Annotated in this window: 20 protein-coding genes; 7 read left to right on the top strand and 13 right to left on the bottom strand. The window is 72.0% G+C overall.

The window, feature by feature from the left end:
• Positions 1 to 20 precede the first annotated feature (20 nt).
• From DMH12_RS08785 to DMH12_RS08805, 5 genes are all read right to left on the bottom strand, one after another.
• A complete protein-coding gene (locus DMH12_RS08785; RefSeq protein WP_125490987.1) occupies positions 21 to 1,475 on the bottom strand; it encodes a basic amino acid/polyamine antiporter in 1,455 nt (484 codons plus the stop codon).
• Between the two features lie 79 nt (positions 1,476 to 1,554).
• On the bottom strand, positions 1,555 to 2,418 hold the full coding sequence (locus DMH12_RS08790; RefSeq protein WP_125490988.1) for a DMT family transporter: 864 nt from the start codon (positions 2,416 to 2,418) through the stop codon (positions 1,555 to 1,557).
• A 64-nt stretch (positions 2,419 to 2,482) separates the two neighbouring features.
• Complete coding sequence (locus DMH12_RS08795) at positions 2,483 to 3,268, bottom strand: BlaI/MecI/CopY family transcriptional regulator (protein WP_125490989.1); 786 nt, start codon at positions 3,266 to 3,268, stop codon at positions 2,483 to 2,485.
• A 187-nt stretch (positions 3,269 to 3,455) separates the two neighbouring features.
• Entirely contained in the window at positions 3,456 to 3,746 is a 291-nt protein-coding gene (locus tag DMH12_RS08800) for an SCO0607 family lipoprotein (RefSeq protein ID WP_399186897.1), read from the bottom strand.
• Between the two features lie 71 nt (positions 3,747 to 3,817).
• Positions 3,818 to 4,771 (bottom strand): hypothetical protein, encoded by a 954-nt coding sequence (locus DMH12_RS08805; RefSeq protein ID WP_125490990.1) that lies wholly within the window; start codon positions 4,769 to 4,771, stop codon positions 3,818 to 3,820.
• 169 nt (positions 4,772 to 4,940) lie between these two features.
• Between DMH12_RS08805 and DMH12_RS08810 the strand changes: the two genes are divergently transcribed.
• Positions 4,941 to 6,116 (top strand): GDSL-type esterase/lipase family protein, encoded by a 1,176-nt coding sequence (locus DMH12_RS08810; protein WP_125490991.1) that lies wholly within the window; start codon positions 4,941 to 4,943, stop codon positions 6,114 to 6,116.
• Between the two features lie 10 nt (positions 6,117 to 6,126).
• On the opposite strand, the gene DMH12_RS08815 is transcribed toward DMH12_RS08810, so the two are convergent.
• The 3 genes from DMH12_RS08815 to DMH12_RS08825 form a co-directional block, all read right to left on the bottom strand.
• Positions 6,127 to 6,825: a type 1 glutamine amidotransferase gene (locus DMH12_RS08815; RefSeq protein WP_125490992.1), complete on the bottom strand. Its 699-nt coding sequence runs from the start codon at positions 6,823 to 6,825 to the stop codon at positions 6,127 to 6,129.
• Between the two features lie 24 nt (positions 6,826 to 6,849).
• Positions 6,850 to 7,971 (bottom strand): peptidoglycan bridge formation glycyltransferase FemA/FemB family protein, encoded by a 1,122-nt coding sequence (locus tag DMH12_RS08820; protein WP_125490993.1) that lies wholly within the window; start codon positions 7,969 to 7,971, stop codon positions 6,850 to 6,852.
• A 213-nt stretch (positions 7,972 to 8,184) separates the two neighbouring features.
• Positions 8,185 to 9,060, bottom strand: coding sequence for a LysR family transcriptional regulator (locus DMH12_RS08825; RefSeq protein ID WP_125490994.1), 876 nt, complete (start codon positions 9,058 to 9,060; stop codon positions 8,185 to 8,187).
• 357 nt (positions 9,061 to 9,417) lie between these two features.
• On the opposite strand from DMH12_RS08825, the gene DMH12_RS08830 reads away from it, so the two are divergent.
• The 3 genes from DMH12_RS08830 (at position 9,418) to DMH12_RS08840 (ending at position 12,774) form a co-directional block, all read left to right on the top strand.
• Complete coding sequence (locus DMH12_RS08830) at positions 9,418 to 10,344, top strand: EamA family transporter (RefSeq protein WP_125490995.1); 927 nt, start codon at positions 9,418 to 9,420, stop codon at positions 10,342 to 10,344.
• A 68-nt stretch (positions 10,345 to 10,412) separates the two neighbouring features.
• A complete protein-coding gene (locus DMH12_RS08835; protein ID WP_125490996.1) occupies positions 10,413 to 11,624 on the top strand; it encodes an MFS transporter in 1,212 nt (403 codons plus the stop codon).
• A gap of 151 nt (positions 11,625 to 11,775) precedes the next feature.
• A complete protein-coding gene (locus tag DMH12_RS08840) occupies positions 11,776 to 12,774 on the top strand; it encodes a Ku protein (protein WP_125490997.1) in 999 nt (332 codons plus the stop codon).
• A gap of 41 nt (positions 12,775 to 12,815) precedes the next feature.
• Here DMH12_RS08840 and DMH12_RS08845 read toward each other — a convergent pair whose 3' ends face one another.
• The gene (locus tag DMH12_RS08845) at positions 12,816 to 13,658 is read right to left on the bottom strand and encodes an RNA polymerase sigma factor SigF (protein ID WP_122619175.1); all 843 of its coding nucleotides are present in this window, start codon (positions 13,656 to 13,658) and stop codon (positions 12,816 to 12,818) included.
• 201 nt (positions 13,659 to 13,859) lie between these two features.
• On the opposite strand from DMH12_RS08845, the gene DMH12_RS08850 reads away from it, so the two are divergent.
• On the top strand, positions 13,860 to 14,216 hold the full coding sequence (locus tag DMH12_RS08850) for a PRC-barrel domain-containing protein (RefSeq protein WP_125490998.1): 357 nt from the start codon (positions 13,860 to 13,862) through the stop codon (positions 14,214 to 14,216).
• Between the two features lie 85 nt (positions 14,217 to 14,301).
• On the opposite strand, the gene DMH12_RS08855 is transcribed toward DMH12_RS08850, so the two are convergent.
• The 3 genes from DMH12_RS08855 to DMH12_RS08865 form a co-directional block, all read right to left on the bottom strand.
• Entirely contained in the window at positions 14,302 to 14,865 is a 564-nt protein-coding gene (locus DMH12_RS08855) for a Dps family protein (RefSeq protein ID WP_125490999.1), read from the bottom strand.
• Positions 14,866 to 14,989: 124 nt separating this feature from the next.
• Positions 14,990 to 15,595 (bottom strand): flavodoxin family protein, encoded by a 606-nt coding sequence (locus DMH12_RS08860; protein WP_125491000.1) that lies wholly within the window; start codon positions 15,593 to 15,595, stop codon positions 14,990 to 14,992.
• An 89-nt stretch (positions 15,596 to 15,684) separates the two neighbouring features.
• Positions 15,685 to 15,900: a hypothetical protein gene (locus DMH12_RS08865; RefSeq protein ID WP_125491001.1), complete on the bottom strand. Its 216-nt coding sequence runs from the start codon at positions 15,898 to 15,900 to the stop codon at positions 15,685 to 15,687.
• 280 nt (positions 15,901 to 16,180) lie between these two features.
• On the opposite strand from DMH12_RS08865, the gene DMH12_RS08870 reads away from it, so the two are divergent.
• Positions 16,181 to 16,906 (top strand): bifunctional 2-polyprenyl-6-hydroxyphenol methylase/3-demethylubiquinol 3-O-methyltransferase UbiG, encoded by a 726-nt coding sequence (locus tag DMH12_RS08870; RefSeq protein ID WP_125491002.1) that lies wholly within the window; start codon positions 16,181 to 16,183, stop codon positions 16,904 to 16,906.
• Positions 16,907 to 17,071: 165 nt separating this feature from the next.
• A complete protein-coding gene (locus tag DMH12_RS08875) occupies positions 17,072 to 17,794 on the top strand; it encodes an FAD binding domain-containing protein (protein ID WP_125491003.1) in 723 nt (240 codons plus the stop codon).
• 32 nt (positions 17,795 to 17,826) lie between these two features.
• On the opposite strand, the gene DMH12_RS08880 is transcribed toward DMH12_RS08875, so the two are convergent.
• Positions 17,827 to 18,660 carry a lysozyme gene (locus DMH12_RS08880; protein WP_125491004.1) on the bottom strand — a complete coding sequence of 278 codons (834 nt, stop codon included), beginning with the start codon at positions 18,658 to 18,660 and terminating at the stop codon, positions 17,827 to 17,829.
• Between the last annotated feature and the right edge of the window lie 366 nt (positions 18,661 to 19,026).

Genomic DNA, 19,026 nt, shown 5'->3' on the forward strand with positions numbered 1-19,026 from the left:
ACTGCCTCCTCGAGAAGGACTCACAGGCTGATCCACCCGGCCGCGAGGGCTACGAGACCGAGTACGGCACCCACTACGGAGACGGCCAGGACGACCAGTTCCCCGGGCGAGAACAGCCGCCGGCCCTGTTCGCGGCGGGCCATCACGAACAGGGCGGTCGCCGGGGCGTAGAGGATGAAGGACACCAACAGGAACTTCGGGCCGGCCGCGTACAGCAGGAACGCCGTGTACAGGGTCGCGACGACCGCGCAGGTCAGTTCCCGCCGGGAGGTGCGGCCGCCCTCGGTGCGCGGATCGTCCCGGGTGCCGATCCGCACCGCGAACGCCGCCGCCAGCAGGTACGGGACCAGGGAGAGGGCGCTGGTCAGGTTGAGCGCGAAGTTGAACGCGTCGTCCGAGAAACTGGTGGCGACCAGCACCACCTGGGTGAGCAGCGAGGTCATCAGCAGCGCCGGCACGGGCACGTCCACGGCGTTGGCACGGCGCAGGAAGCGCGGCATGTCGTCGTCCTTGGCCGCGACGAAGAGCACCTCCGCCGCCATCAGCGTCCAGGCCAGGTAGGCGCCCAGCACCGACACGATCAGGCCGACGCTGATGAACACCCGGCCCCAGGTGCCGACGGCCGACTCCAGGACGCCCGCCATGGACGGCTGGCGCAGGCCGGCGATCTCGTCCATCGGCATGATGCCGTACGACACGATGGTGACCGACGCGAAGACGGCGAAGACGCTGAGGAAGCCCAGCACCGTCGCCCGGCCCACGTCGGAGCGGCGTCTGGCGTGCCGGGAGTAGACACTGGCGCCCTCGACGCCGAGGAAGACGAAGACGGTGGCCAGCATGGTGCCGCGCACCTGTGTGAACAGGGAACCGGCGTAGTCGGCGCCGCCGAAGTTGTCGGCGAACACACCCGGTTCGAAGTACACCAGGGCCAGGATGACGAAGAAGACGATGGGGACGAGCTTGGCGACGGTGACGACCTTGTTGATGGCGGTCGCCTCCTTCACACCGCGCCGGATGATCCAGAAGAAGGCCCACAGCCCGAGGGAGGACAGGACGACCGCGAGGGCGGTGTCCCCGTCGCCGAGGGCCGGCCAGACGGAGCCCACGGTCGACATGATGAGGACCCAGTAGGTCACGTTGCCCACACAGGTGCTGGCCCAGTAGCCGAAGGCGGCGAAGAAGCCCAGGTACTCGCCGAAGCCCGCCTTGGCGTACGCGTAGACACCCGCGTCGAGGTCTGGCCGGCGTACGGCCAGGGACTGGAAGACGAAGGCCAGCATCAGCATGCCGGTACCGGCGATCGCCCACGCGATGAGCGCCCCGGCGACGCCGGTCTCCTCGGCGAACCGCCCCGGCAGTGAGAACACACCCGCGCCCACCATCGACCCGACCACCATGGCGGTCAGGGTGAACAACGGCAGCTTGGCGGGGGGCGGGGATGCGCCGTCGGCGCCGGAAGCAGCGGCCTGCGACATGCCGTCCCTCCGGGTGGCTCGGCGACTGGGACCACTGTGCCTCAGGTGGCGGAGGCGGGCATCCCGGCCGGGGAGCCGGTCACTGCGCGGTGCGCAGGTCGGTGCCGCGCCGGGCCAGGCTGAGGACACCCAGGACGATCAGGCCCACACCGAGCAGCTGCGGCACGACCCACCAGTCACCGCGCACGTCCTCGCGGTACAGGACCACGCCGAGCAGCAGGCTGACCGTCGCGTCGCCCAGGGTCAGGGCGGGCTGGGAGGCGACGAGCGGACCGCCCTGCATGGCGTGCTCCAGGAGCAGCACGGCACACACCCCGGCCACGGCGAACCCGTAGGTCTGCCAGGCGGACAGGAAGCCGGTCACGCCGTCGGAGTCCAGGACGCGCATGGAGTCCTTCATCAGACCGGCCGTCAGCGCGTAGCACACCGCGGTGGCCGCGCCGAGGCATCCGGCGCGGGCCTTGCCGACGGGCCGCTTCAGTCCGGCCGCCGCGAGCAGCACGGCCGCCCCGGCACATGCCGCCAGCGCGGGCACCCAGCGGTCCAGCGGCACATCCTCCTCGCCGTGGTCCGGTGCCGCCGAGACCAGCGCGACGCCCAGCCCGACGACCACCGCGCCCACGGCGAGCCACATGGCCTGGGGCAGCTTGCCGCCGGTCATCAGCGAGGCGAGCAGCAGGGCCAGCGGAAGCTCCAGCACGAACAGGGGCTGTACGAGTGACAGGGGCCCCGTCGCCAGTGCCACGGCCTGCCCCACACCGGCCACCACGACGGCCAGCATGCCCCCGAGCCACACGGGCCGCCGGAGCAGGTCGAGGACGAGCCCCGGCCGGAAACCCTGTGACTGCGGCACGCTCAGCGCGGCACGCCGCTGGAGCACGGTGGCCAGCGCGTTGCTGAACGCGGCGACGAGTGCGAAGAGCACCGGCAGCACAAAGCCCATCCACCGATACTCACCCCGAATCCCCCCGGCCGCGCGCCGCACCGCGCCCCGGGGGACGGTGTGCTCAGCTGCCGGCCTGCGCGGACGCTTCCGCGCTCGCGGTCTCCTGCTTCTGCTTCGGCGCGGCGGCGTCGGTGGCGGTGTAGTAGACCGAGGAACCCTGCTTGGTGCGCTGGGCCAGGTTCTTGGCGACGAGCCCTTCGAGGGTGGTGCGCACGACCGTGGTCTTGACGTTGCGCTCGGCGTGGGCCTTGCCCAGCGCCGTGGTGACCTCCGCGGCGGACCGCGGCTCGCTCGCCTCGACGAGGTGGGTCCGCACCAGTTCGACCAGCGTGGGCTGGGTGGTGGCCGGCGCGGGTGCCTTCTTCGCCGCGGGCTTGGCGGCGGCCTTCGTGGCCGCCTTGGTGATGGCCTTGCCGGCCTGCTTGGTGCCGGACTTCGGGCCCTGCTTCGCGGCGGACTTCGCGGCCGGCTTGGCGGCGGGCTTCGTCGCCGACGGCTTGGTGGACTGCTTGACGCCCGGCTTCGGTGCGGCGGCCCGCTTGGGCGCGGTGGCGGCCTTCCTGCCGCGCGAACGCCCGCGGGTGGCCGGCTCGGCGGGGGCGCTGTCGCGCGGCGCGGGCACGGTGGCCGCACCGGTCGCGGGCTCGGGCGCGGCGATGCCGAGCGCCTGCTGCACGCTCACCAGCAGGGCGTGGTCGTGCTGCAGCGCGGCCAACTGCTGCTGGAGCGCGGTGAGCTCCGCGCTGACACGTTCCTGCTCCTTGACGTTGCGCTCCAGGTCGTCGGTGACCTGGACGCTGTACTGCGACGCCAGTTGGGTGGCGGACTGCGTCGTGCTCTCGGACATGAGGGTGACTCTCCTCGATTCGCGGCCGTGAAGGCTCGTGAGGAACGGCGGGACACACAGATAGTACGGACGAACAGCGTCTGTTGTTCCCCTGTTTGCTGCCGGGCCGGTATACCACGTATGGCGGCCGACGTGGTATGTGCCGCCGCAATCTCGTGTGTGTGTTCGGCACACATGGCCCCCGCGCTCACCCGCCCCGGGGCACCTCCACGATCCTTCCGTCCTCGTCGACGGTGTGTGTCTGCCAGTAGGTGTCCCACGCGTCGCCGACGTGCTCGGGCACCTTGCCCTCGGGGTACCGGGTGTAACCCTCGGGCGGTTCCTCGTCGTTGGGCACACATGCGCTGCCGGTGCCGCCGATGGACAGGACCGGGTACTCGCCGCCGCCGCAGGTCGCCTCCTCGACGGAGCAGCCGGTCATGGCCGCCGCGGCGGCCACACAGGCCAGGGCCAGACGAACTCGCTTGCCGGTACGCACGATTGGCTCCCTCGGGTGACTGATGACCCAAGCCTCCCGCGACGGGTGGGACACATCATGAGTACGGATACTCAACCGGATGTGTCCCGCTGCCCGACGCGCGTGACCAGACGGTCCACCCGGCGCGCCGCGGTGCGTGCCTCCCGCTCCGCCCCCGTCACCGCCTTCCGGGCCGTACGGGCCGCTTCCTCGGCGTCCCGCCGTTCCCGCCCGGTCCGGTCGAGGTCCTCGCGTGCCGCGCGCAGTTCGTCCTCCGCGGCCGACAACGCCTCGCGGGCACGGTCGTGTTCCCCGTCCGTCCGCCGCAGCAGTGTCTCGGCGTCCGCCTGCCGGGCCTGTGCGTCCCGCAGTCGTTCCGCGGCCCGCTCCGCCTCCTGTTCGGCGCGGGCGAGGTCCTCCTGCCGTTTGCGGCGCCGCTCGGCGAGTTCGTCCTCGGCCCCGGTGCCGGCCGGTTCCTTCCGGGGCGCCGGTGCGGGTGTCGCGGGTGCGGCCGGGGAGGTGGCCGAGGGGAACTCCGACGGCGGGGCGAGCGCGACCTCCAGGCGGCCGCCGGACCACCGGTCGGCCGCTTCCTGGTCGGCGAGGACCGCGCGCAGGGTGGACTCGACCTCCCGCTGCGCCCCCTGGGACAACCGGTGCCCGGCCTCGTCGGCGAGGTGCGCGGCCTGCCGGGACAGAGCGGTGACGATGCGCCGCCGCTGCGCGGACAGCTCCCTGAGTCCGGCGGCGTCCAGGGTGCGGTGCGCCTCCCGCAGTGACTGCCCCAGCTCCAGGAACCGCCGGCTCTCCTCCGGCTGGGAGCGGGCCAGCAGGTTCGCCGCCCAGGCCGCGAGCGTGGGCCTGCGGGCGGCGTGGATCAGCCGCGCGTCGTCCTTGCGGCCGTCCGTCCGCGCGGCGGCGGCGCGTTCCTCGCGGCGGGAGACGAAGTCGGACGGCGGTGTCGTGTACAGCTCGTCGAGGACCGCCTCGACCGAGCCCGCGTCGGAGGTGCCGGTCTTCCCGCCCTGCCCGCTCCTGCGCCGCATGCTCTTCCGCCTCCTCTCTCGGGGCCCGCGCTCACACCTCCTGTCTACGGTCACCCCGCACGCCCCGCGACCGGAGCGGCACCCCGTTTGCCTAATTGAATTAGGCAAGCGCATAATCGGCGAAGGAAAGCGCGACGCAGCGAGACGCATCACCATCGCCGGAGGCGACATGCACACCACGGACGGCTGGATCACCACGCCCCTCACCGGGGACCTCCTGCGGGGCGCCCTCGACCTGGAGCGCACGGAGCACGGCCTGCTGCCCCACCGGCTCCCCGCCGCGGCCCGCGCCCAGAACACCGACGGACAGCTGGCCATGGCCGAGTCCCAGCCCTCCGGCGTACGCCTCGTGCTGCGCACCCGTGCCACCGCGCTCGAACTGGACACCCTGCCCACCAAGCGGTCCTACGTCGGCGCCCCGCCGCGCCCGGAGGGGATCTACGAACTGCTCGTCGACGGCCGCCCGTCGGGCCGGGGCAGCGTCGCGGGCGGCAACACCCTGACCATCGACATGACCACCGGCACGACGGACGTCGAGCGCGGCCCGGTCGGCACCCTGCGCTTCGCCGACCTGCCCGAGGGCGACAAGGACATCGAGATCTGGCTGCCGCACAACGAGACCACCGAACTCGTCGCCCTGCGCACCGACGCCCCCGTCGAGCCCGCCCCGGACCACGGCCGCAGGGTCTGGCTGCACCACGGCAGCTCGATCAGCCACGGCTCCGACGCCGCGGGCCCCACCACCACCTGGCCGGCGCTCGCCGCCACCCTCGGCGGCGTCGAACTCGTCAACCTCGGACTGGCCGGCAGCGCCCTGCTCGACCCGTTCACCGCGCGCGCCATGCGCGACACCCCGGCCGACCTGATCAGCGTGAAGATCGGCATCAACGTGGTCAACGCCGACCTCATGCGCCTGCGTGCCTTCGGCCCGGCCGTGCACGGCTTCCTCGACACCATCCGCGACGGCCATCCCACCACCCCGCTGCTGGTCGTCTCGCCCATCCTGTGCCCCGTCCACGAGGACACGCCCGGCCCGCTCGCCCCCGACTTCTCCGGCGTCGCCGAGGGACGGATGAGCTGGGTGGCCACGGGCGACCCGGCGGAGCGCGCGAGCGGGAAGCTGACCCTGAACGTCATCCGGGACGAGCTGGCCAGGATCGTGGCGCAGCGGTCCGCCACCGACCCGCACCTGTCCTACCTGGACGGCCGCGACCTCTACGGCGAGGCCGACACCGCCGAACTGCCCCTGCCCGACGGCCTCCACCCGGACGCTGCCACCCACCGCCGCATGGGCGAACGCTTCGCCGAGCTGGTCTTCGCCGACCAGGGCGCCTTCAGCGGCTGACCCCGGTCCCTCACGCCCCGACGACCGCGGCGAAGCGCCGGGCGACCTCGTGCCAGACCGCCTCGGCCGCGGGCTCGTCGCGCTCCGCCCGGCGGGACAGCTCCACCGGGTCAAGTCCGCTCGCCCGGAGCCGCCCGGCGTCCCACGCCCGGACCCGGTCCGCCCCGGCCTCGGGATGGAACTGCACGCCCCACGCCCGCTCACCGACGCGGAACGCCTGGTACGGGCACCGCTCGCTCTCCATCAGCCAGGTGGCGCCGGGCGGCAGGGCGGTGACGGCGTCCTTGTGGTGCTCGACCGCCGTCACCCGAGACGGCAGCCCCCGCAGGAGCGGATCGTCCGCGGCCTCGGACCGCAGGCTCAGCGGCGTGCTCCCGACCTCCGGTTCGCCGTGGTCGCCCCGCACCGTCCCACCCGACACCTGGGCGAGCAGCTGCCCGCCGAGACAGATCCCGAACACGGCGGCACCCCGCTCCACCGCCGCCGCGACCACCGCGCGGGTCGGCGCGAGCCAGGGCGCGCGCTCGTCGTCGTCGGGCAGATAGCCGCCGCCGAGCACCACCACGCCCTCGTGCTCCGCACGCCGGGGGAGTGGCGCACCGGCGTACGCGTGCACCACGTCCAGCGACAGCCCTTCCGCGACCAGCCAGTCACCGAACCGGCCCGGCCCGCCACCGGCATGGTTCTGCACCACGAGCACCCGCGCCATCCACCACCCCCACGCTCCCGCGCCTCACCTGCGCGACATGTACAGACCCAGAGCCTTGTGCAGCACCCTGTTGAGCGGGTAGTCCCACTCGCCGAGGTACTCGACCGCCTGCCCGCCCGCGCCGACCTTGAACCGCACCAGTCCCAGCAGGTGGTTGTCCTCGTCCAGGGTGTCGGTGATGCCGCGGAAGTCGTAGACGGCCGCGCCGCCTTCGTGCGCGTCGCACATCATCCGCCACTGCAGGGCGCTGCTGGGCTGCACCTCGCGCCGGCGGGCGGTGGACGCGCCGTAGGAGTACCAGACGTGTTCCCCGACGGTCAGCATGGTGGCCGCGGCCAGCACCTCCCCGTCGTGATGGGCGAGGTAGAGACGCATGCGGTCGGGGTCCTCGGCCGTCAGTGCGGTCCACATGCGCCGGAAGTAGCCGAGCGGCCGGGGGACGAACCGGTCCCGTTCCGCGGTCTCGACGTACAGCTCGTGGAACGCGCCGAGATCCTCCTGGTCGCCCCGGACCACCTTCACGCCCGCCTTCTCCGCCTTCTTGATGTTGCGGCGCCACTGCTGGTTGAGGCCGTTGTGGACAGCCTCCAGCGACCGCCCCGCGAGCGGCACCTGGCAGACGTAGCGCGGCTGGCCCACCGCGAAGGCGTCCTCGGAGGCCGCTTCGGCGCGCCGCCAGCCCATCCCGCGCAGTCGTTCCGCGATCTCGTCCGCCCCGTCCTCCCGCACCGTGGCCTCCACGTCACCGAGCCGCCGGGCCCCCGGGTCGGCGATCGCGGCCTTCACCGCGTCCGCGCTCCAGCGCCGCGCCACCACCGGGGGACCCATCTTCACCGAGAAGGCGCCCCGCGAGCGCAGATACCCGAGCATCGGCTCCAGCAGGCCCTCCAGGTCCGCGGCGCCCCAGTCGATGACCGGACCCTCGGGCAGGTACGCCAGACAGCGACGCAGCCTCGGCAAGGGCCGCATCAGCACCAGCCCGGCGCCCACGAGAGTGCCGTCCCCGTCGAACCAGCCCAGGCTCTCGGCACGCCAGTCGGGTTTCACGTCGCCCCACGCGGGGGTCTGGAGATGGCTCACGGACGGGCGGGCCGCGACGAAACGCAGGTGTTCCTCGCGACTGATCGCCTTCACATGCCGGCTCATGGGCGGAGCCCCTTCGTTCGACGTCGTTGGGTGGGGGAGACGGCCGACGGGGTCGGTGGGGCCGCCGTCCCCTCCTCACAGGGAATACCGGCGGCGGCCGATCCGCGCGGGCTACCGGCCGTTCGGACCGCCCCGGCACCGGCACACCCGCCGCGCTCCCGCCACCCCACCCGAGTGCCGCGCCCGGCGTGCGCACCGCTCGTCCGTACGCGTTCACTCCTCCTCGATGCCCAGCAGGTTCAGGAACGCCGCGGCAGCCGGGGTGAGGCCCTCCCGGCCCCAGATCACGTACTCGGCGCGGGCCGGCGCGTCCGTGACCTCGATCGTGACCGTCCCGGCCAGGCCCGCCACGTACGTCGGTGGGAGCAGGGCCACGCCGAGGCCCGCACCGACCAGCCGGGCCAGGTAGTCCGCGTTGGTCACCTCGAAGGCGACGTGGCGGGTGAGTCCGGCGGCGGTGAAGGCCAGATCGGACTGCGCCCGGCCGGCGGTCCTCGCCGGAAGGTCCACGAACACCTCCGAGGACAGCCGGCGCAGGTCGACCGAGGTCTCACCGGCGAGGGGATGGTCCGGGGAGACGACGGCGACCAGCCGCTCCCGGGCCATCTCCCGGGCCAGGACGCCCCGGGGGCGGGCGGTGACCGGGATGCCGAGGAAGGCCACTTCGATCTCGCCCTGCCTGACCCGTTCGACGAGGTCGTCGCTCGCTCCCACACTGAGACTGATCCGAGCCTTCGGATGGCGCTGGTGGAAGTCCTTGAGGACGCTCGGAACATCCACGGCGGCGACAGTGGGAATCAGCCCTACCGCGAGGCGTCCGCGAACCTCCCCGACGACCGCCGCGACTTCGGCGGCGGCCCGCTCGGCCGCGTCCAGGCACTGTCGGGCCGCGGGCAGGAAGGCGGCGCCCGCCGGGGTCAACCGGACCCGGCGGCTGGTGCGTTCGAAGAGCCTCGCACCCAATTCCTTCTCCAGACGCGCGATCTGGTGGCTCAGCGCGGACTGGACCACCAGGCAGCGTTGCGCAGCCCGCGTGAAGCTGTTCGTCTCGGCCACGGCGATCACGTACCGCATCTGCTGAAGCTCCATTGATCCATCGTGATTCGAGATGCATCACGTGACAAGCATGTGTTGGACTCATCGATGTGCCAGGCCGGACACTGGTGACACCGCACACGGCAGGACTTCCTCCTCGGGCCAACTCCACTGGACAGCAGTCGGTTTGAGGCCCTGCGGCATGACCGAGAGCCGCGCTTGCGCAGGCCCTCCCCGCCTCTCGCACCCGGGCGCACGCCGCCGAGGCATGTTCTGGCGCGCCCTGGCGCCCGTAGCACCGAAAGGACGAGTGACCGCCATGGCCGCGCCACCGCACACCGGGACCACCGTCGCCGACATCTGGGTGGGCCCCCGCTCCCCCGGGTCGCTTCCCAAGGGGTTCGAGGCACGATGACGAGCACGCAGAGTGGACTCACGGCGGCCCTGACAGGCTTGGCTCCGGCCGTCTGGGGCAGCACCTACCTGATCACCACCGAGTTGCTGCCACCGGACCGGCCGCTCCTGGCGACCACCGTGCGAGCCCTGCCCGGCGGCCTGTTCCTGCTTGCCCTCGGCCGGAGGCTGCCTGTCGGCGTCTGGTGGTGGCGCGCGCTGGTGCTGGGCGTGCTGAACATCGGCGCCTTCAATTACCTGCTCTTCGTCGCGGCCTACCGGCTTCCGGGCGGCATCGCCGCCGTGATCATGTCGGCACAGCCCATGTTCGTCGTGATCCTCGCCGCCTGCTTCCTCGGTGACAGGGTCAGAGGCGTCCACGCCCTGGCCTGTGTGATGGGCACCGGGGGCGTTGTGCTGCTCGTTCTCGAGGGAGGGGCGTCACTCGACACCATCGGAGTGCTCGCCGCGGCCGGCGGAGCCCTGTGCATGGCCTCGGGCATCATCCTGACCAAACGGTGGGGCCGGCCGGAGGGTGTCGGCCTGCTCACGTTCACCGGGTGGCAACTCACGGCGGGCGGCCTGGTCCTGCTGCCCTGCTGGCTGTCGCTGGAAGACCCGCCCGACCGTTTCACCGGATCCAATGTCATCGGGTTCGCCCACCTCGTCGTCTTCGGCGCGGTCCTGAGCTACATCGTCTGGTTCCGCGGCGTCGAGCGCCTGCCGGCCGTGGCGGTCTCCTTCCTCGCGCTGGGCAGCCCGGTCGTGGCGACCCTGCTGGGCTACCTCGTCATGGAGCAGACACTCTCCGCCCGCCAGATCGCCGGCATGGCCGTCGTCTTCCTGGCGGTCGTGCTCGGCAGGCCGCGCCCGCCCGAACCGGAGTCCGAGCTGACTCCCTCGGCTCCGTCCCGTACCCCCGACCCACACCTCCCCGCGCCATGACCTCCCCGTTGGGCCCGGTCTCCATGAGGCATGCGCGCACCACGCCCGACCACATCCGGAGAGATGACATGACCCTTCAAGAAGACACAAGCGCCTCCGCCGCGTCACAGAAGCAGGCGTCCCCGACTCGGGGCTGGCTGGGCGTGGCCGCCATCACCGCCAGTCTGTTCGTCTTCCTCACCACCGAACTGATGCCGATCGGCCTGCTCACTCCGCTCAGCGAAAGCCTCGAGATCTCCGTGGGCGTGGCCGGCCTCATGGTCACGGCGCAGGGTGTCGCGGCCGGTCTCGGCGTGCCGTTCATCGTGGCCTGGACCCGGCGCGTCAACCGGCGCCGGCTCCTGACCACGCTGCTGGCCGTCCTCGCTGGCGGCAACCTGATCACCTCGATCGCCCCGAACTACCCACTGATCCTGGGCACCCGCCTGATCATGGGCTTCGCCAGCGGCGTCTTCTGGGCCATCGGCGTCAGCATGGCCATGCGCATCGTCCCCGAGAAGCACGCCAACCGGGCCGCCGCCGTCGTGATGTCCGGCATCTCGATCGCCACCGTCGTCGGCATCCCGCTCGGCACCCTGCTGGAGAGCGCCGGCGACTGGCGCACCACGTTCCTCATCTGGGCCGGCTTCAGCGCCCTGGCGTTCCTGGCGGTCGCCGCCACTGTCCCTTCCCTCCCGTCGGCCAACGCGGTCCCGGTCCGCGAGGTCTTCGGGCTGCCCATCAGGAACGTACCGCTGCGCGCGGTCCTGTGCATGGTCGTCCTCTTCGTCCTCGGTCACTTCGGTGCCTACACCTTCGTCCGCCCCTACCTGGAGCAGAGCGCCTCCGCCACCGCCGGCTTCATCACCGTCGTCCTCATCGTCTTCGGCATCGGCGGCGCGATCGGCAACTTCATCGGCGGCCAGACCGTCGGCAAGAGCCTGCGGGGCAGCTTCGTCGTGGGCGGCCTGATCCTGGTTGCCGCACTCGTCATGCTGCTGGCCGTCGGCTCGAACGACATCGGCGTGATCGCCGCCATGATCCTCTGGGGCCTCGCCTTCGGCGTCGTCCAGCTCAGCCAGATCAACATGACGCTGGCGGCGGCTCCCGAGACCTTCGAGGCCGCGATGTCGCTCAACACCATGGCCTACAACACCTGCATCGCCTTGGGCGCACTCATCGGCGGGCTGTTCGCCGACCACGTGGGCGTCTCCGGCGTCGTCTGGTTCGGCATCGTCCTGATGGCACTCGCCGTGACCCTCCAGGCCCTCGTCGGCCGCCGGCCCGCACCCACCAGCTGACCCCTCCCGACCGGCACGCCCCAACACCGTGTCCCGACGATCTCTGTCTGCCGGTGGCAGGGACGCCGGACTGCCCAGAGACTGTTCGGAAGGGGGTCTGTGCTAGCTCACCCCCACCCGGACGGTGCGGGACAGGAAGGAGCGAATGGCCATGGCACGGGCGATCTGGACCGGTGTGATCACGTTCGGGCTGGTCTCCGTGCCCGTCGGTCTCTTCACCGCGACCGAGGACCACACGGTCCACTTCCACCAGTTGCAGCGCGGCACCTCGGACCGGATCCGCAACCGGCGGGTCAACGAGCGCACCGGCGACGAGGTCGACGCCGCCGACATCGTCAAGGGATTCGAGGTGAGCGACGGCGAGTACGTCGTCGTGGAGCCCGGCGAACTCGACGAGATCGCGCCGGGCCGCTCCCGCACCCTGGAGATCACCGACTTCGTCGACCTGGACCGGATCGAGCCGGTGTACTTCGGCCGCACCTACTACGTCGCCCCGCGCGGTGAGGCATACCTCAAGGTCTACGAGTTGCTGCGCACCGCCCTCGCCGAGACGGGCAAGGCCGGCGTCGCCACCTTCGTGATGCGCAACCGGCAGTACCTCACCGCGCTCCGGGCCGAGGACCGGGTCCTGCTGCTCCAGACGCTGCACTGGGCCGACGAGGTCCGCGACCCGGTCGAGGAACTGCCCGAGCTGCCGACGGGCCGGGTGGGCCGCGGCAAGGAACTGGACATGGCGCTGCGGCTGGTCGACGCCCTCAGCGGCCCCTGGGACCCGGCCCGCTACCACGACACGTACCAGGAGAAGGTCCGCGAGCTGGTCCGGGCCAAGGCCGAGGGCGAGGAGATCGCCGTCGCGGAGGAGGCACCGCGGGCCACCGACGTCGTCGACCTGATGGACGTACTGCGGGGCAGCCTGGAACAGGCGGGGGGCGCGGGCGGCAAGCGGCAGTCCGCACCGCGGAAGAAGGCCGCCGCCCCCTCGCGCGGGGCCCGGCCCAAGCGGTCCGAACTGCGGGAGCTGAGCAAGGCCGAGCTGTACCAGCGGGCCACCGAACAGGACATCGCCGGACGCTCGAAGATGAGCCGGGGCCAGCTCGTCGACGCGCTCACCGGTGCCGGCGGCCGCCGCAAGAAGAAGAGCGCCGCCTGAGCGGGAGACCCGGCTCAGGCGGCGCACCGCCGATCAGATGCTCAGGTGGTGCTGAGCATGCCCTCCCGCAGGCGGCCCAGCAGACGCGAGATCAGCCGGGACACGTGCATCTGCGAGACGCCGAGCCGCTCGCCGATGTCCTTCTGGGTGAGCTCCTCGACGAACCGCCAGTGGATGATCTGCCGGTCGCGCTCGTCCAGCTGGGCGATCATCGGGGCGAGGGCGTGGAAGTCGTCCACGAGCGCCAGCGCGGCGTCGTCGGTGCCGATGAAGTCCGCGAGCGCCGACTCGCCGTCCTCGCTGCCGTTGATGGCCGCGTCCAGGGAGGCGGAGTTGTAGCCGTTGGCCGCCAGGCGGGCCTCGACGACCTCGTCCTCGGGCAGGCTCATCAGCTCGGAGAGCTCCTGCGTGGTGGGGTTGCGGCCCAGACGGCTGCGCAGCTCCTCGGTGGCCCGCGCCAGCTGGACGCGCGCCTCCTGGAGACGCCGCGGGACGTGCACGGCCCACGAGGTGTCCCGGAAGAACCGCTTGATCTCCCCGACGATGTACGGCACGGCGAACGAGGTGAACTCGACCTCACGGGTGAGTTCGAACCGGTCGATCGCCTTGATCAGGCCGATCATGCCGACCTGGACGATGTCCTCCATCTCCTCCGGGCCGCGGCTGCGGAACCGGCCGGCCGCGAAGCGGACGAGGGACATGTTCATCTCGATCAGGGTGTTGCGGGCGTACTGGTATTCGGGCGTCCCCTCCTCCAGCACCGTGAGCTGCTCGAAGAACAGCTTCGACAACTCCCGCGCGTCCTTGGGCGCCACCTTGGACGGATCCGTGATCTCCGGCATGTCCGTGGTGGTGTGCGTCGCCTGTGCGGTCGTCGTCGCCATGATGTGCCCTCCCTGTCGATCGGCCCCCGTCGTCGTCACCCTGTCGGCCGACGAAGGACCGCCTACCCCGGGTCACGCGCCGCACACCCCTCGATTTTCGCCGGTGCCTTACGGGCAGTGGGCCGGTGGGGCGACAGGGGCGCGACAGACGCGTGAAGCGGGGAACTAGACAGGGAGCGCGTTCTCGGAAGGGGAGAGGGCATGTTTGAAGCCGAAAACATTCGTGACTGGCGCGGCCAGGACGTCGTCGACCACGACGGCCGCAAGATCGGGACTCTGGAGTCCGTCTACTTCGACACGCTGACCGACCGCCCCGCGTTCGCGACGGTCACGGTCGGCCTGCCGACCCGGCGTCGTCTCGTCTTCGTGCCGGTGGACAAGGCCACCGTCGGACCGGGCTATGTGAAGGTGACCTACGACAAGTCGCTGGTCAAGGACGCCCCGGGGATCGATCCGGACGGTGAGCTCGCGGCCGAGGAGGAGGGCGCGGTCTTCGAGCACTACAAGCTGCCGTACGAGCAGGGCAGCCGCGGCGAACGGCGGCTCGGCCGGCGCTGAACCGTCCGGGCCGAGCCGCCCGCGGGGGCGGCCGGGCGCCGATGACGGCGGGCCCGGCGCGCCCCGCGTCCGACGGGGCCGGCCGTCAGCCGATCTCGGCGCCGCGGGCCGCCGCCTCCGTCTCCGACTCCGCGCTGCCCGTCGCCAGGGTGCCTCCGGCGCTCTCCAGGTGGGCCCGGACGAACCACTGGAACTGCTCCAGGTCCCGGAGCTGGCCGATCAGGAGGTCCTCCGTGGCGGTGTCGATCTTGCCAGCCTCCTCCACGGCCGCGCGCATGCCCTCCACCACGCCGGTGTAGACCAGGTCGAGCGCACCGAGGTGCGCGATCGCGTCGGCCCGGCCGATGGAGTAGTCGTCCCACTTCCGCTCCGACACCAGGGCCCCGGGCGTGCCCTGTGCCACACCGCCGAGCGCGGCGATGCGCTCCGCGACGTCGTCGGCCATGTCGCGTACCTGGTCGACCTGCGGGTCGATCATCTCGTGCACGGCGATGAAGTGCGGCCCGACGACGTTCCAGTGCACGTGCTTGAGGGTCAGGTGCAGATCGTTGAGGGCGTGCAGGCGCAGTCGCAGCACACCGATCAGCCGTCCGGCGGCCTCGCGCTCGATGCCGGGGACCGTGTACTTCGGGGTCAGGTCGTGCGTCATGGCGGACCTCAGCTCCTCATGTGTGTCGTACGTCGTTGCTCGTGCACGAATGCCCCGTATCGGGACCCTCAGACATCCGCGGGCCAGGTCGGTGACCATGGGTGCCGTAACGGGGCCTGCGAGGTCAGGACGGCGGGGCGGGCACGGGCAGCGCGGCGAGGGCGCGCGCGGCGTGCACGAGGTTGGACGCCATGGCCCGGCCGGTGGAGAGCGCCCAGTCGTGGCCGCGCTCGTCGTCGAGGAAGTCGGGTCCGGGCCCGGGGCCGAGGTGCCAGTAGGTCCAGGCCTGTCCCGGGATGGTGTAGCCGATGTCCGCGAGTCCGCCGCTGATCTCGCTGATGACGTGGTGCGCGCCGTCCTCGTTGCCGGTCACCAGGACACCGGCGACGCGGTTGTAGGCGACGGGGCGGTCCTCGTCGTCGGTCTCGCTCATCATGGCGCCCATCCGTTCGAGGACCCGCTGGGCCACGGAGGACGGACGGCCGAGCCAGGTGGGCGACCCGATGATCAGGATCTGGGAGGCCAGGAGCTTCTCGTGCACCTGGGGCCAGTCGTCGCCGTCGCCCATGTCGGTCTCGACGCCCGGTCTCAGGTTCAGGTCGACGGCCCGGACGACGTCCACCTCGGCTCCGTGGCCCTTCAGGGCCGCGATGACCGTGGAGGCGAGGGCCTCGGTGTTGGACGGCGCGGGGGAGGGCTTCAGGGTGCAGTTGATGACGAGTGCGCGCATGCCCGTCCTTGTTCCCCGGTCGACGGAGGCCGACCGGGGAAGTGCGGGGCCGTTCACCCGGAAGGCCCCGCGGCTGTCCGGCGGACCGGTCAGGGCAGGGCGACGCCGTCCAGCTTGCCCTGCTTGGCGTCGTCGACCAGCGACGAGAACTGGTCGGCGCTCATCTGCACGCGCTGGCCGAAGTCGTCGGTCAGAACGATCCGCCGCTCCGCCGGTGCGTGCGGGTCGACGAACAACTGGGGACAGCCGCAGTCGCAGTTGCCGCAGAACGTCGCGACGGGCTCCAGGCCGTGAGGCTCGGTCATGTAGGTGCGCCTTCCGTGGGAGACGGGTGACCGCGCGGGTGTCCGGGGCGGCGGTCTCGGGGGCCCGCCTGGGTGATACCCCGTGCGATCCCTGCGAACGCGCACCGGCGCCCCGCACCGAGGCACGCCGGACGGCGCCCGGTGCGCCGGTGCACCCCGCGTCCGCTCCCACCGCACCGGCTCGGCGAGGCCGGCGGGGAACCAGGCGGGTACTGCGTCCGACCGCGCGCACGCACGCGAGCCGGCCGCACGCGCGCGAGGGGGAGTTATCGTCGGCCGTATGGCTGACGAGTGCTTCCGGCATCCGCGGCTCGCCGCCGTCCACGACGCGCTGGACACCGATCGCGGCGACCTGGACGCGTACCTGCGCATGGCCGGCGAGTTCGGCGCCCGGCGCGTGCTGGACATCGGCTGCGGTACGGGGGTGTTCGCCCTGCTGCTGGCCGACCGGGGCATCGAGGTGGTCGGCGTGGACCCCGCCGCGGCCTCCCTCGCCGTGGCCCGTGGCAAGCCGGGCGCCGCCCGGGTGCGCTGGATCGAGGGGGACGCGGCCTCGCTGCCCCCGCTGCGGACGGACCTGGCGACCATGACGGCCAACGTCGCCCAGGCGATCACCGGGCCAGAGGCGTGGCAGGGGACACTCCGCGGGGCGTACGAGGCCCTGCGGCCCGGCGGGCACCTGGTGTTCGAGACCCGCGACCCGGCCCGGCGCGCCTGGGAGGAGTGGGACCGCGAGCACACGCACCGGGTCGTGGAGATCCCCGGCGCCGGTGCGGTGGAGAGCTGGTGCGACCTGCTGGACGTGAGCGGCCCGCTGGTCACCTTCCGCTGGACCTACGTCTTCACCGCGGACGGCGGAGTGCTGACCTCCGAATCGACGCTGCGCTTCCGCGACCGGGCCGAGGTGGAGGCCGACCTGACCGGACGGGGCTTCGAGGTCCGGGAGGTGCGCGACGCCCCCGACCGCCGGGGCCGCGAACTCGTCTTCGTGGCACGACGCGCGTAGCGCACCCGCAGGAGGTGCACCGGCGCGTGGGGGGCGCATATCGGAGCCGAGTGAGCCCTGTACGCGCCCCGTCGGCGGTACGGACAATCACAGTGGCCGTGATCACGCGGCGGGGGGACGCCTCGTCGCCCCACCGCCGACTGCCGGGAAAGCAGGTCGATCAGCATGCACTTGCGTCTGCCCACGTCCGTGTCCGAGGCACAGGAGTGCATGGCGGAGGGAGCGGTGCCCGTCGGCGGCGCCACGCTCGTGTGGGCCGCCTGGCAACGCGACGGCTTCCCCGAACTGGCCATGTCCCTGCGCGAGCTGCCGGAGGCGACCGTCCTCGAACCCGAGGCGCTGGGCGCGGCCGTACTGCTGCACCGCATCGACGAGCGGGTACCGGAGGTGCTGCGCCGGGCGGCGGGCTCGGTGGGCACCGGAGCCGTGCGCCGCGCGGCGACGGTCGGCGGCAACCTCGTGGGCAGCACCCTGCGTTGCCTGCTGCCCGCGGCCCTCGTGCTGGACGCCCGCGCCACCGTGCTCGGCTCCGACGGGACCTACGAGACCGACCTGGCCGAGGTGCTGGCCAAGCGGCACCTGCTGCTCGGTCTGCGCTGGCGCACCCCGACGGCCAGTGGCTACCGCAAGGAGCCCGCCGCGGCGGGCGGGCCGCCGCCGCTGGTGGTCGCCACGGCCGTGCACACCGAAGACGACGGCCGGCCCCGGCTGCGGGTCGCCGTCCGGGACGGCTACGAAGTGGTCGGTGGCAGCACCGCGTGCGAAGGGGGCGCCGACGAGGCCGTCGACGCCCTGGAGAGTACGGATCTCGGCGGACTGCCGCCCGCTGCCCGGGACGTGATGCGCGAGCAGGTCACCGGCATCCTGGAACCCCACGCCGGCCGCTGAGACCGCGACCGGCGCCCGACGGCCGGTCCCCGTCAGCCCTTGGCCAGGGCCTTGACGCGGTCCAGCGATCCGTTGAACTTGTTGTGGTCCCCGACGGTCTTTCCGGTGGAGGTGTACTGCCACATCGTGTGGAAGTCCCAGCCGGCCGGCAGGGCCCCCACGGACGAGGCGTACCGGGCGACCCAGAGGGGGTTCTTCGCGCCGAAGGCGCTGGAGTTGCCGGTGCACTGCGTCCACCAGTTGGTGGAGGTGTAGATGGCGGCCTCGCGCCCGGTACGCGCCTTGTACCGGTCCACGAAGCTCTTGATCCAGCTCACCATCTGGGTCTTGGTCTTGCCGTAGCAGGTGGCCCCGTACGGGTTGTACTCGATGTCGAGGACGCCCGGCAGGGTCTTGCCGTCCTTCGACCAGGCGCCGCCGTGGTCGACGAAGTAGTCGGCCTGGGCCTTGCCGCCGGAGGTGTCCGGGGTCGCGAAGTGGTACGCACCGCGGATCATGCCGGTGTCGTAGGAGCCGCCGTACTGCTGGGCGAAGTACGGGTTGCGGTAGGAGGTCCCCTCGGTGGCCTTCACATAGGCCCACTTGACCCCGCTCTTCCACAGGGTCGACCAGGCGACGTTGCCCTGGTGGCTGGAGACGTCCACGCCCTCGATCTGACTGGCGCGGGTTCCGGCGGGCCGCCCCTGGACACCTTCGTGGGCGAGGACACCCCGTCCCATGTAGGCGGTACCGCGGACGGGCGACCCGGCGTCTCCGGCGGTCGCGGGGACCGCCGACAGGGTCAGCAGGAGTGACTGGGAGGCGAGGAGCACGCCTGTCGTGAGCAGGCGTGAGTGGCTTGAAGCCACGGCTATGGGTCTGCGCATGGCACCCATACGATCCGCTGTCGCGCCCCACCGCATCCCACAGTCACCCAGATGGTGTCGCCGCGTCCGGGCCCGGCCCGTCCGGCGACCGCGCGAGCGGGCCACTGGCCGGGTGCGAACGCCCGTATCACATTGGTGCTTTCGATCGGCGGGATGCGCGGGAAGTTCGCTCCTCGGTGGGGTTCCCGGCGGGTCGGGCATACGTGTCCGTGACGCTGACTAGCATGAGCCGGAAGCCCACCGGAGTGATCAACAGGAACCCGGTGGCACGGCTCCGCCCCGCGGGCCGACCCATGTCGATCGGCCCTTCCCCGCTCTCAAGGACCAGAGGGACCGCGGAATGTCAGTGTCTGCACCCCCCACCCC

It is taken from the genome of Streptomyces sp. WAC 04229 (assembly GCF_003947455.1).
In the GTDB taxonomy this organism is placed as follows: domain Bacteria; phylum Actinomycetota; class Actinomycetes; order Streptomycetales; family Streptomycetaceae; genus Streptomyces.